Annotated in this window: 7 protein-coding genes and 1 pseudogene; all 8 read right to left on the bottom strand. The window is 72.7% G+C overall.

Annotated features, from left to right (window positions below; all coding sequences use genetic code 11):
- Window positions 1-276, bottom strand: a pseudogene (locus G3I54_RS27570) (sugar transferase); the annotation flags it as partial.
- A 389-nt stretch (window positions 277-665) separates the two neighbouring features.
- Window positions 666-2,984 carry a hypothetical protein gene (locus G3I54_RS27565; RefSeq protein WP_164618210.1) on the bottom strand — a complete coding sequence of 773 codons (2,319 nt, stop codon included), beginning with the start codon at window positions 2,982-2,984 and terminating at the stop codon, window positions 666-668.
- Window positions 2,985-3,107: 123 nt separating this feature from the next.
- Complete coding sequence (locus G3I54_RS27560; RefSeq protein WP_164618208.1) at window positions 3,108-3,644, bottom strand: hypothetical protein; 537 nt, start codon at window positions 3,642-3,644, stop codon at window positions 3,108-3,110.
- 139 nt (window positions 3,645-3,783) lie between these two features.
- A complete protein-coding gene (locus G3I54_RS27555) occupies window positions 3,784-6,414 on the bottom strand; it encodes a SpoIIE family protein phosphatase (protein ID WP_164618206.1) in 2,631 nt (876 codons plus the stop codon).
- Between the two features lie 96 nt (window positions 6,415-6,510).
- Complete coding sequence (locus G3I54_RS27550; protein WP_164618204.1) at window positions 6,511-7,140, bottom strand: alpha-ketoglutarate-dependent dioxygenase AlkB; 630 nt, start codon at window positions 7,138-7,140, stop codon at window positions 6,511-6,513.
- A gap of 60 nt (window positions 7,141-7,200) precedes the next feature.
- On the bottom strand, window positions 7,201-8,778 hold the full coding sequence (locus tag G3I54_RS27545) for a GMC family oxidoreductase N-terminal domain-containing protein (RefSeq protein ID WP_164618202.1): 1,578 nt from the start codon (window positions 8,776-8,778) through the stop codon (window positions 7,201-7,203).
- 34 nt (window positions 8,779-8,812) lie between these two features.
- Entirely contained in the window at window positions 8,813-10,420 is a 1,608-nt protein-coding gene (locus G3I54_RS27540; protein WP_343240434.1) for an APC family permease, read from the bottom strand.
- Window positions 10,417-11,886, bottom strand: a complete 1,470-nt coding sequence (locus G3I54_RS27535; RefSeq protein ID WP_164618198.1) for an aldehyde dehydrogenase family protein — start codon at window positions 11,884-11,886, stop codon at window positions 10,417-10,419. The genes G3I54_RS27540 and G3I54_RS27535 overlap by 4 nt, the downstream gene beginning before the upstream one ends.
- Window positions 11,887-12,121 lie beyond the last annotated feature (235 nt).

Genomic DNA, 12,121 nt, shown 5'->3' with positions numbered 1-12,121 from the left:
GGCGGCCACCGGGCGGGGCTGGTCGCCCGCGCGCAGCAGCAGCCAGGCCGGACCGGCCAGACCCAGCAGGTCGGTCAGTGCGGCGAGGGCCGGTCCGGGCGCCTTCCGCCGCCGGGCCGGTGCCGGGCCGGCCGGGTCGCGCTGTGCCGTCGGGGCCCTCCACAGCTGCTCCAGGGCCGCCGTGCGATTCCGGGAGGCGGCGGTGCGGGGGCGCGGCGCGCCCCGGAGCTCCACCGGTCCGGATAGGTCGGTTTCCGGTATTTCGACATGCCCCATGAACCCCCCAGTCACAGTCGCACCCCCACAAACGGGACGCATCCGTCGATCCCATGGACTGACGGATGCGCCCTCGCTCGGTGCACGATATCCACACACGTGCCATTTCGCTGGAGTTCTCGTGAAGTTCAGACGGCCCGGCCCAGACACCTCCGATCGGCCGGAACCGTCCGATGTCGCCTTGTGCGTACGGATGTTGAGGGAGCGACAGACGGGTAAGCGCTTGTGTCTGCCGGGCGGTCCCGGGTGGCCCGCGGAGGCTCCGGCTCCGGTGCGCCGCGCCGGGAACGCGTGAACCCCCTGGCGGGCGGGTGCCCGGCCAGGGGGTTCACGCGATCCTCGCCGTGCCGCCAGGGGTGGTGAGCGGGACGGCGAGGTCGCCTACGGGGTCAGAACGCGCCGTCCGTGCGCCGCTTGGCGCGCCGGTGGACCAGCAGTCCGGCGCCAACGAGCCCAGCTGCTGCGAGAGTTACCGACATCACAGTGGCCCCGGTGGCGGCCAGGCTGCCGCCGCCGGAGGTCGGAGTGGCCCCGGTGCCGCCCGCGACGCCACCGCCGACCGTGGAGCCGGAGCCGCCGACCGTACCGGTGGCACCGTCTGAGGAACCGCCGGAAGTGGAACCGCCGCCCGACTGCGTACCGCTGTCGCCACCGGTCGAGCTGTCGCCGCCGCCCGTGGACGCGTCACCGCCTGTGGAACTGTCGCCACCGGTCGAGCTGTCACCACCTGTCGAGCTGTCACCTCCGTTGCTGCCGCCGCTGTTGGAGGTCTCACCGGTGCCGCCGGTGTCGCCGCCGCTGTCACCGCCCGTCTCGCCGCCGCCCGTGGCCGCCGTGACGGTGAGCGTCACGGCGGTGGTCCGGGTGGTGCCGACGTCGTTGCGGAACTCGGCGCGGTAGCGGTAGCCGTCCTGGGCCGTGCGCGCGGTGAACGTGAGGGCCGGCTCGGTCGCGCCCTCGACGTCCTTCCAGGTCTGCGAGCCGTCCGTGCTGACCTGCCAGCGGACCGTGGGCTCCGGGGCGCCCTCCGCCTCCGCGGTGAGGGCGACCTCCTCGCCGTCCACAGCCGTGAGGTCGGCGGGCGCCCGGGTCACCAGGGGCGAGACCTGCCGGGCCAGCTTGGTGATCTTCCCCTCGGCGGGGCTGGTCACGAAGACCGTGCCGCCGCCCGGCTCGACGGCGAGCGAGGCCGCGCCGGACTGGGTGTGGTTGCCGGGCAGCGACAGGTCCTTCGCGGCGACCGCGAAGTCCTCGCTGCCGTACACGGTCAGTGTGCCGTTGTTGTCGTTGGCCGGGTCGGAGAGGTCGCCGCCGTCCTGCCAGACGACGAAGGCCCGGCCGCTGTCGGTGTCGAAGGCGGCGTCGCGGGCCAGGTCCTTGCCGACGAGCGTCTTGATCAGCGTGCCTGTGGCGTCGAAGACCAGCACGGACCGGTTGACGCCGACCCACACCGCGCCGGTGGCCGGATCGGTCTCGGTGAATCCGGCCATGCCCTGCGCACCGGGCAGGTCGAAGGAGCCGGTCGGCGCGAACGACGCGAGGTCGACCCGGTGCAGCTTCCCGGCCGCGAAGTCGCTGTACCAGAGCGCGCCCCGCTCCGGGTCGGCGGCGAACTGGGTGCCGCCCGGCAGGGTGAGGCTCCGGGTGGCCTCGCCGGTTGCCCGGTCGATCTCGGAGAGCTTCGCGCCCTGGGCGACCAGCACCGTCTCCGGAGTCGTACCGGGGGCGATGTCCGTGATGGTGGACCCGGCGAGCCAGACGCCCGAGGCCGCCTCGTCGCCCGCCTTGGCGGCCCCGACGCCCCGCAGCGGGTAGTTGTAGACGACGCCGTCGCCCGGCAGCGGCCCCGAGATGCGGGCGGCCGTCGAGGCGCGCAGCTCACCGGTGGGCCCGGGGGCCTGGCTGATCCAGCTCTCGGACGTACCGTCCTCCGGGTTCAGCACATGCAGCCCGCGCTCGTCGACGTCGGCCGTGTCGGGGAGGTTGTCCGCGCCGACGTAGAGCTTCTTCGAGTCGGGGTGCAGCAGCAGGTCCAGCGGCTTGCCCGCCGAGGTGAAGTCGGCGACCGCCTTGTACGAGACGGTCCCCGCGGGCACGTCGACGCCCTCGCCGCCCGGTTCGCCGGGCTCCTGGCCCGCGAAGGCGACGGGTATCCGGACGTCCTGCGTACGGTCGCCCGCGGCGCGGTGGTCGGCGCGGGTGACGAGGGAGCAGGACACCTCGGCGCAGTCGAGGCCGTCGCCCTTCGCCGTGACCTCGATCTCCACGTCGAACGTTCCGCCGGGCCCGAAGGCCTGCGCGAGATCGCCCTCGTACGGGTCGCCCGGGGGCACGATCCACTGCGAGGTCTTCGAGCCGCCGCTCATGTCCGCCCCGCCGAGGCAGGGGGAGGGCACCCGGTTGTCGCCGTTGTCCTTGCACAGGGCGACGTAGACGCCGGTGGTGAGTCCGTACCCCTCGCCGGTGACGCGGACCTTCTGCCCGGCCGGGTCGAGTCCGGTGGTGGCCGAGACGGTGAGCTTCTGGCCCTGCGGACCGGTGGCGGTCTTCGGGGTGCCGGCGTCGGCGCTGACCGCCGCGCCGGCGGGGATCGCGGCGAGCAGCAGGGCGGCGACGGCGGCCGTACCCGCCCGGCGTCTCAGCTTGCCGCGGCCGCTCGGCGGGGTGCCGGGAGCGGCGGCCGGAGCGGTGCCCGGAGTGGATGTCATGTCATTCCTCGTCACGACGCGTGGGAGCCCGGCCCCGGCGCGAGCTGCCGGGACCGGGCGAATGGCTTTACTGCTCAAGGAAGTTGCTCGGTGTCACACGAGTCCGTGTCAGCCGAGTCCGTGTCACACGAAGTCGATGGGGGCGTGGACGTCGTACTTGCGGTCGTTGGTGTCGGTGTGGTCGGCGCGGGTCACGACGGCGCACTCGACGGTGTCGCCGCAGACGTTGCCGCCGCCGAGGTCGGCCTTGACGTGGATCTGGACGCTGAAGGTGCCGCCCGCGCCGAACGGCGAGGTGTTGGGGAGGCCGCCGCCCAGGCCGGACACCCAGTGCGAGGCGCCGGTGGTGCCGGACTCGTCCTGGCCGCCGAGACACGGCGAGGGCTTGTTGTCGCCCTGGGCCCCGTCCACCACGCACAGGCTCACGTAGACGCCCTGGGAGGTGTTGTAACCGCTGCCGGTGACAGTGATGTTGGCGCCCGAGGCGGCCGCGGTGTCGGGCGCGGTGAGCGACAGGTTGTAGGTGGTGCCCCCGTCGGTGACCGTACGGGTGCCGGTCGCGGCGGCGGCGGGGGAGGCGAAGGTCACGGCCAGTGCGGCGGCGGCGAACGCGGCGAGGCCCGTGCGGGCGACGGTACGGGTGGAGGGAACAGCACTCATGTGATGAGCACCTTTCTCGGCATCGGTAACCAGAACCACGGACACCCAGTCGACTTAGGTAAGGCACACCTAAGTCGAAGTCTGTTGGGTTGTCAACAAAGTGGCTCGTCCCGGCCGCAGGGGTGCGGGGGTGCAGCGGTCAGCCGGTTCCGGCCGACGGGAGGCTCTGCTCGGTCCAGATGGTCTTCCCGGTCGGGGTGTACCGGGTGCCCCACCGCTGGACGAGCTGCGCCACGATGAACAGGCCGCGCCCGCCCTCGTCGTCCTCCGCGCTGTGCCGCAGGTGCGGCGAGGTGTGGCCGGTGTCCGAGACCTCGCACACCAGGGTGCGGTCGCGGATGAGGCGCAGCCCCAGCGGCCCGCCCCCGTACCGGACCGCGTTGGTGACCAGCTCGCTGACGACCAGCTCGGTCGCGAACGACAGCTCCTCCAGCCCCCAGTCCGCCAGTTGCCCGGTGGCCAGCTCGCGGGCGCGGCCCACCGACACCGGTTCGGCGGTCAGCTCCCAGTCGGCCACCTGTTCCGCGTCCAGTTCGCGGGTACGGACCAGGAGCAGGGCGGTGTCGTCGGCGCTCGTGCCGCCGGGCACCAGCTCGGACACCGCCCGGTCGCACAGCTCCTCCAGCGACGTGGAACGGCCGCGGAGCACTCGGCCCAGCGCGTCGAGACCCTGGCCGATGTCGTGGTCCCGGGCCTCGACCAGGCCGTCGGTGAACAGCGCCAGCAGGCTGCCCACCGGCAGGTCGATCTCCATCGACTCGAACGGCAGGCCGCCCAGGCCCAGCGGCGGCCCGGCGGGCAGGTCCGGGAACGACACCCGGCCCCCGGGGTCGACGATCGCCGGAGGCAGATGCCCGGCACGGGCCATGACACAGCGCCGGGAGACCGGGTCGTAGACCGCGTACAGACAGGTCGCCCCGGTGATCACGTCGTCCGCCTCGACGACCCCGTCGTACGCGTCCGACCGCTCCTCCGCGGGCTGGCCCACCAGGTCGTCCAGCCGGGTCAGCAGCTCGTCGGGGGCCATGTCGAGCTGCGCGAAGGCCCGTACGGAGGTGCGGAGCCGGCCCATGGTGGCGGCCGCCTGGAGCCCGTGCCCGACCACGTCCCCCACCACGAGGCCGACCCGGGTCCCGGACAGCGGGATCACGTCGAACCAGTCCCCGCCGACGCCGGTCACATCGTCCGCCGGTAGATAGCGGTAGGCGGTCTCCACCGCGGACCGCGGCGGCAGGTGATGGGGCAGCAACTGCCGCTGGAGGGCGAGGGAGGCGGTGCGTTCGCGGGTGTAGCGGCGCGCGTTGTCGATGCAGACGGCGGTCCGGGCGGCCAGCTCGTCGGCCAGGGCGACCTCGCCGTTGTCGAACGTGGTCGCCCGGTCGGGGGCGTCGGGGCCCACGCCCCGCTCGAAGGTGACGAGCCCCAGGATCCCGCCCCCGGCCCGCAACGGGACGACGAGGGTGCCCTCGTCGAGCACGAGCCCACCGGAGGACAGGCTGCGGTGCTGCGGCGAACCGGGCGGATAGCCGACCGGCGGATACGGCGCCCGGGGCGCGCCGGGGACGGCGGGGGCCTGTGCGGCTTCCGGCGGGCTCGTCTCCGGGAGGCCGGGGTCCGGTGCGCCGGCGCCCGGCTCCGACCGTTCCGCGACCCGCAGCAGGGACATGTCCGCCGCACTGCCCACCGCCGCCGTCTCCCCGGTCACCGCGGCCCGGGTGACATCGACCCGTACGGTGGCGGCGAAGTCCGGCACGGCCACCTCGGCGATCTCCTCGGCGGTGGTGGCCACGTCCAGGACCGTGCCGATCCGGCGGCCGGCCTCGACGAGGAGGGTCAGCCGTTCCTGGACCCGGTAGCGGTCGGTGATGTCGAAGGCGTCCTCGCACACGCCGAACACATGCCCGTGGGCGTCCTCCAGCCGGTAGTAGGCGCAGGACCACAGGTGGTCCCTCCCCGGATCGCTGGGCGGCTGCCCCCGGAAGTTCAGGTCGAGGATCGGCTCACCGGTGTCGATCACCTGGTGCATGACGCCGTCGAGCGTCTGCGGATAGCCCGGGCTCACGAAGAAGCCGCTGGAGTACAGCTCGTCGGCCCGCTTGCCCCGGAACGCGGCCAGCGGCTGCCCGATCTCCCGTTCGTAGGCGGTGTTGCACCAGGTCAGCCGCAGATCGGTGTCGTAGATCGCCAGCCCGACGGGCGACTGGGTGGCCAGCCCCTGGAGCAGGGCGATCCGCGACTCCCAGTGCCGCAGCGCCCCGACCTCGGCCGCCACCATGATCCGGTCCGGTGCGCCCGGCGTCCCGCCGCCCGCGGTGCCGCCCGGCAGCGGGCAGGTCGCCGTCGCCACCAGCAGCTCATGGCCGTCGCGGGTGCGTGCCACATGGATCTCGTTGCCGACCAGGGACGACGGCCCGAGGCCGGGACCGGCCGTTCCGGAGGCTCCGGCCTGTTCGAGCGGTTCGAGCGGTTCAGGCGGCTCGGACGATGCGAGCGGCCCGGACGTCGCGGACGGTTCCAGCAGTTCAGGCGGCTCGGGCGGCTCGTCCGGGGGAGGGCTGCCGTCCGGGGAAGTACTGCCGACCGGGTGCGCCGAGAGGAACGCGCTCAGGGGCCGCCCCAGGACCTCGGAGGGCTCGTAGCCGAGGAGCTCGGCGGCCGCGGGGCTCCAGCCGATGACGGTGTTCTCGGCGTCCAGAACCATCGTGGCCGCCCTGGTGATGTCCAGGGGGCCACGGAAATCGGCGCTCTCCGCCGTGTTCGCCGCGCTCACGGCGCGACCCCGGCACGTTTCATTACCCTCAGAATCCGCCCTGCCCGGGACCGGCACAACCGCGGTGACCCGGGCCGGGCGGGCAGGGCACCGGCGTCAGCGCACTCCGTCGGGCCGGAACTGCACACTGACGCGCGGTCCGACGGCCCGCGCGGTCTTGGGTATCGCGTGCTCCCAGGTGCGCTGGCAACTGCCGCCCATGACGATCAGGTCGCCGTGGCCGAGCGGCCTGCGCACAGGGGCGGGGCCCGGGCGGCGAGGCCGCAGGGCGAGGTGCCGGGGGGCGCCCAGCGAGAGGATCGCGACCATGGTGTCCTCGGTGCCTCCCCGCCCGACGGTGTCCCCGTGCCAGGCGACCCCGTCCCGCCCGTCCCGGTAGAAGCACAGCCCCGCCGTGGTGAACGGTTCGCCGAGCTCGGCCGCGTAATGCCTGCCCAGCTCGGTGCGGGCGGCCTCCAGGGCCGGATGCGGAAGAGGGTCGCGGCGGCCGAAGAAGGCCAGCAGCCGGGGGACCGCCACTACGCGCTCGTACATGACACGCTGCTCGGCCCGCCAGGCGACATCGCGTACCAGCGTCTCGAACAGCGTGTCCGCGCCCTGGAGCCATTGCGGCAGCACGTCGATCCAGGCCCCGTGCCCCAGATCGGTACGCCGCAGCCCGCTCAGGGGGCGGGTGCCGATCTCGGCCTCCTGGTCGAAAAGTGAGCTTTGCAGGTGTACGGCCATGGGGAGAGCGTAACGTTATTCGAGCATGTGTGCGAATAGTCGGGCGGTGGCGGCGCATACTCAAGCGGTGACGGGAAGGCCGCCTTCCTTGATCAGATCGGCGCACTTCTCGCCGATCATCATCGTGGTGATGCACGGATTGACCGTCGGCAGGAACGGCATGACGGACGCGTCGGCCACCCGCAGCCCCCGCACCCCCTTGACCCGCAGCTGCGGGTCGAGCGGCGAGTCCACGTCCTCCACCGGGCCCATGCGGACGGTCCCGGCCGGGTGGTACACGGTGTTGTGCGTCTCGCGGATGTAGTCGAGCAGCTCGGCGTCCGTGGTGGCGCCCGGCCCCGGAGCCAGTTCCGTGCCCGCCCAGTCGGCCATCTGGGGCTGCGCGACGATCTCCCGCGCCAGCCGCAGCCCGTACGTCATCACCCGTACGTCGTGCTCGTCGGTGAAGTAGCGCGGATCGACCCGGGGCTTGTCCCGGAAGTCCCGGGTCCGCAGCCGTACCGTGCCCCGCGACCGGGCGCGGGTGACGTTGGGGGTCAGGCAGAAGGCGTTGTCCGAGGTCGGGTAGCCGCGCCGGTAGGTGTTCATGTCGAACGGCACCGAGCCGTAGTGGAACATCAGGTCCGGCCGGTCGAGGCCCGGCTCGGTGTCGGCGAAGATCCCGATCTCCCACCACTGGGTCGAGGTGGTGACCATGGGCCGCTTCGCCTCCCACATGATCACGCCCTCCGGGTGGTCCTGGAGGTGCGAGCCGACGCCGGGGGAGTCCACCCGTACGTCCACCCCGGTGTCCCGCAGATGTCCGGCCGGGCCGATGCCGGACAGCATCAGCAGCTTCGGGGAGTCGATCGCCCCGCAGGAGACGATCACCTCGCGCCGGGCGTGCACCGCCCCGCTGTGGACGGTGTCGGGCTCCAGGTACTCCACCCCGGAGCACCGGTCGCCGTCGAACAGCAGCCGCTTCGCCTGGAGGCCGGTCCGTACCTCCAGGTTCGGCCGCTTCCCCAGCACCGGGTGCAGATACGACACCGAGGCCGAGGAACGGGTGCCGTCCTCGCGGGCGTTGATCTGGAACCAGTGCGCGCCCCGGATCACCGTGGAGCCCGTGTTGAACGGCACGGTGGGAATGCCCGCCTCCGCGCAGGCCTCCAGCAGAGCCGTACCGCACGGGTCGCGGGGCGGCACGGTCCGGATGGTGACCGGACCGGAGCGGCCGTGGTGGTCGCCGGGCGCGTCGTTCGTCTCAAGACGCCGGTAGAGCGGGAAGCAGTCCGCCGCGCTCCAGCCGGTGCAGCCCAGCGCGCCCCACTCGTCGAGATCCTCGGCCGGGGCCCAGAAGGCGATGCACGAGTTGTGCGAGGAACAGCCGCCGAGCACCTTGGCGCGGGCATGCCGCATGAAGCTGTTGCCCATCTCCTGCGGCTCCACCGGATAGTCCCAGTCGTAACCGGACTCCAGCAGCGCCATCCACCGCTCCAGCCGCAGGACGCTGTCGTCCCCGACGTCCGAGGGGCCCGCCTCCAGCACACAGACGGTGACGGCCGGGTCCTCGGTGAGCCGGGCGGCGATGACGGCGCCGGCCGTACCGCCGCCGACGACGACGTAATCGAACGCGGGTACAGGGCTTGCTTCGGGCATCGGGTCTCCAGGATCGGGCCGGCCTGCGCGGACGTCAGCCGGCCGGCGGGGGCGGGGGAGGAGCGGTGGGGGCGGCGGGGTCGTCCTGGGCCTCGAACCGGTGCTCGGCGAGCACGCCGGTACGGTGCCGCTGGACGAACCAGTAGTAGGCGAAGCCGCCGAGCGCGACGACGCCGATGAACAGGAACGCGCCCCATCGCAGATACCAGTGCTGCGGGCCGGTCGCGTTGTACACCTCGGCGCGCGGCCAGGCCAGGTTGAGCGACATCGCCGTGCCCCAGAGCACCGCGAGCACATTGATCGGCAGCCCCCAGCGGCCCAGCGAGAACGCGCCCTCGCGCGGCTGCCAGTCGCCGCGCAGCCGACGCAGCAGCATGGGCACGGTGACCAGCAGATAGGCCACGTAGATCATGATGATCGCGATGCTGGTGATCACCGAGAAGATCTGCGGCTGGTTGATGTTCACGACCAGGATGACGACGCCCACCACCCCGATCAGCACGGCGGGCACCACGGGCGTCTGGAAGCGGGGGCTGACCTTGGCCAGCTTCGATCCGGCGGGCAGGTTGTTGTCCCGTGCCATGGCGAACATCAGCCGGATCCCGGCCGCCTGCACGGCCAGCACACAGACCGTGATCGCGACGACCACCGCCCAGAGGAAGACCTCCCCGATCGTGTCGCCGAGCGTCGCCAGCACCACGTACTGGAGTCCGCCGGTGGAGAGCTCCTCGGCCTTGAGGTCCGGCACCGAGAGCAGCGCGAAGAGCAGGATGAACGCGCCGATCAGGAAGGACGCGATGAGCGCCCGCAGAATGGCGCGGGGCGCGTTGCGGCCCGGGTTGTGCGACTCCTCGCCGAGCGAGGACGCGGTGTCGAAGCCGTACATCACATAGGCCGAGGCCAGCGACGCGGTGAGGAACGCGCCGAAGTAGCCCAGCGACTGGCCGCTGCCCAGACCGTACGTCTCCGTCAGCGCGGTGCTGGGGCCACGGGTGATGTGGGCGGCCAGGAAGACGATCAGGGCCACGGCGGCGATCAGCTCGATGAAGACGCCCGCGGAGTTGATCCGGGCCATGAGCTTCACGCCGAACGCGTTCACCAGCGTGGAGAACAGGATGAGCACCGTGCCCAGCAGGACGGCGTTGGCCGCCTGGTCGTTCTTGCCGCTGCCGTCGCCCACGAACTGGAACCAGTCGTCGATCTGCGGCAGCGTGATCTGGTACGCCAGCGCCACCGCCGACAGGGTGACCATGGTGGCCGTCATCATCATCCAGCCGCCGAGCCAGCCGACGTGCGGACCGCCCATCTTCTTGGCCCAGTTGTAGACCGAACCGGCCACCGGATAGCGGGCGGCCAGCTCGCAGAAGCACAGGGCCACCATCAGCTGCCCGCAGAAGACCATCGGCCAGGACCACCAGTAGGCGGGGCCGCCGAAACTGACGCCGAAGTAGAACAGCTGGAAGGTGCCGGTCAGGATCGAGATGTAGCTGATCCCGGCGGCGAAGGTGTGGAAGTTGCCGAGCGTGCGCCGGAGTTCGGGCTTGTAGCCCAGCTCGCCGAGCGCGTCGTCGTCGTCCTGGCTCCGCCCGCGAGCGGGCGGCGGCGCGGCCGGACCCCGCCCCGTACCGCCGTCCGTGCTCACTCGAACCACCGCTGGGGGACCGCCGCGACATTGCGCCAGATGTGCTTGGCCTCCTGGTACTCGGCGAGACCGGCCGGACCCAGCTCGCGGCCGAAGCCGGACTGCTTCATCCCGCCCCACTCCGCCTGCGGTACGTAGGGGTGGAAGTCGTTGATCCACACGGTGCCCGCCCGCAGCCGCGAGGCGACCCGGTGGGCGCGCCCGCCGTCCTGCGTCCAGACGGCGCCCGCCAGCCCGTACACGGTGTCGTTGGCCAGCCGGACCGCGTCGTCCTCGTCCCGGAACCGCTCGACCGTGAGCACCGGACCGAACGACTCGTCCTGCACCACGGACATCGAGGTGGCGCACTCGTCCAGCACGGTGGGCGGGTAGTAGAAGCCGCCCGCCAGCGCCGGATCCTCGGGCCGCGCGCCCCCGCAGCGCAGCACCGCGCCCTCGGCGATGCCCTCGGCCACGTACGCCTCGACCTTGTCCCGGTGCGCGGCCGAGATCAGCGGCCCGCTGCGGGCGTCCTCGTCGAACGGCCCGCCGAGCCTGATCCGGCCCGCCCGCGCCACCAGCTCGTCGGTGAACCGGTCGTGCAGCTCGTCCTGGACGAGGAGCCGCGCCCCGGCGGAGCAGACCTGCCCCGAGTGCAGGAAGACCGCCATCAGCGCGTGGTCGACGGCGGTGTCGAAGTCGGCGTCGGCGAAGACGATGTTGGGGTTCTTGCCGCCCAGCTCCAGGGCGACCTTCTTCACGGTGGGCGCGGCGGCCGCCATGATCCGCCGCCCGGTGACGAGCCCGCCGGTGAACGACACCATGTCGACCCGCGGATCCTCGGTGAGCGGAGCCCCCACCACCGCCCCCGCCCCGAGTACCAGATTGGCCACCCCGTCCGGCAGCCCGGCCTCGGCCAGCAGCCGCATGAGCAGGACGGCGGTGTGCGGGGTCAGCTCACTCGGCTTGAGCACGAACGTATTGCCGGCCGCGAGCGCCGGAGCGACCTTCCAGGCGGTCTGGAGCAGCGGATAGTTCCACGGCGTGATGAGCGTGCAGACCCCGACGGGCTCGTACACGATCCGGCTGTCGACGTCCGCGAGCCCGGTGTCGACGACCCGGCCCGCGTCCCCGGCCGCGACGAGGTTGCCGAAGTACCGGAAGCAGTTCGCGATGTCGTCCATGTCGTAGGCGCTCTCGACCAGCCGCTTCCCCGTGTCCAGCGACTCGGCCCGCGCGAAGACGTCCTTGTCCCGCTCCAGCAGCTCCGCCACCCGCAGCAGCAGCCGCCCGCGCTCGGCTGCGGGCGTCCCCGGCCAGCCCCCCTGGTCGAAGGCGCGCCGGGCCGCGGCGACGGCCGCGGCGGCGTCCTCGACCCCACCCTCGTCGACCTCGGCCACCAGCGTGCCGTCGGCCGGACAGCGGATCTCCCGCGTCCGCCCCTCGGCGGCCGCGGTCCACTGGCCATCGATGAACAGCTCCGGCATGGGCTCCTCCTGTACGGGGGCGGGACGGGCGCCCCGCCGGGTGCGGGCCACGGTGACGCCCGGCTCCCCGGGTGACGACGTCAGCACAGACAGTAAGGGGGGCCGGGTGGACGCGCAGCGCGGAGGGGGCCGTACGGAGCATGCGCCCCCGCCGGCCCGCCGACCGGGCGCGCACCGCCCGGGGTCGGGCACTCCTCGCCCGATAGGATCCGGTCCGGCCCCTGACCTCAGGCCA

This window comes from Streptomyces sp. SID14515 (assembly GCF_010548505.1).
GTDB classification, from domain to species: domain Bacteria; phylum Actinomycetota; class Actinomycetes; order Streptomycetales; family Streptomycetaceae; genus Streptomyces; species Streptomyces caviscabies.
The sequence above is the reverse complement of the archived record's forward strand: the minus strand, read 5'-3'. Positions and strand labels throughout refer to the sequence as shown.

What these genes read in the sequence shown, in the direction of transcription:
- G3I54_RS27565 (WP_164618210.1), bottom strand. Translation starts at nt 2,984, where the DNA reads ATGACATCCACTCCGGGCACCGCTCCGGCCGCCGCTCCCGGCACCCCG.
- G3I54_RS27560 (WP_164618208.1), bottom strand. Translation starts at nt 3,644, where the DNA reads ATGAGTGCTGTTCCCTCCACCCGTACCGTCGCCCGCACGGGCCTCGCC.
- G3I54_RS27550 (WP_164618204.1), bottom strand. Translation starts at nt 7,140, where the DNA reads ATGGCCGTACACCTGCAAAGCTCACTTTTCGACCAGGAGGCCGAGATC.
- G3I54_RS27545 (WP_164618202.1), bottom strand. Translation starts at nt 8,778, where the DNA reads ATGCCCGAAGCAAGCCCTGTACCCGCGTTCGATTACGTCGTCGTCGGC.
- G3I54_RS27535 (WP_164618198.1), bottom strand. Translation starts at nt 11,886, where the DNA reads ATGCCGGAGCTGTTCATCGATGGCCAGTGGACCGCGGCCGCCGAGGGG.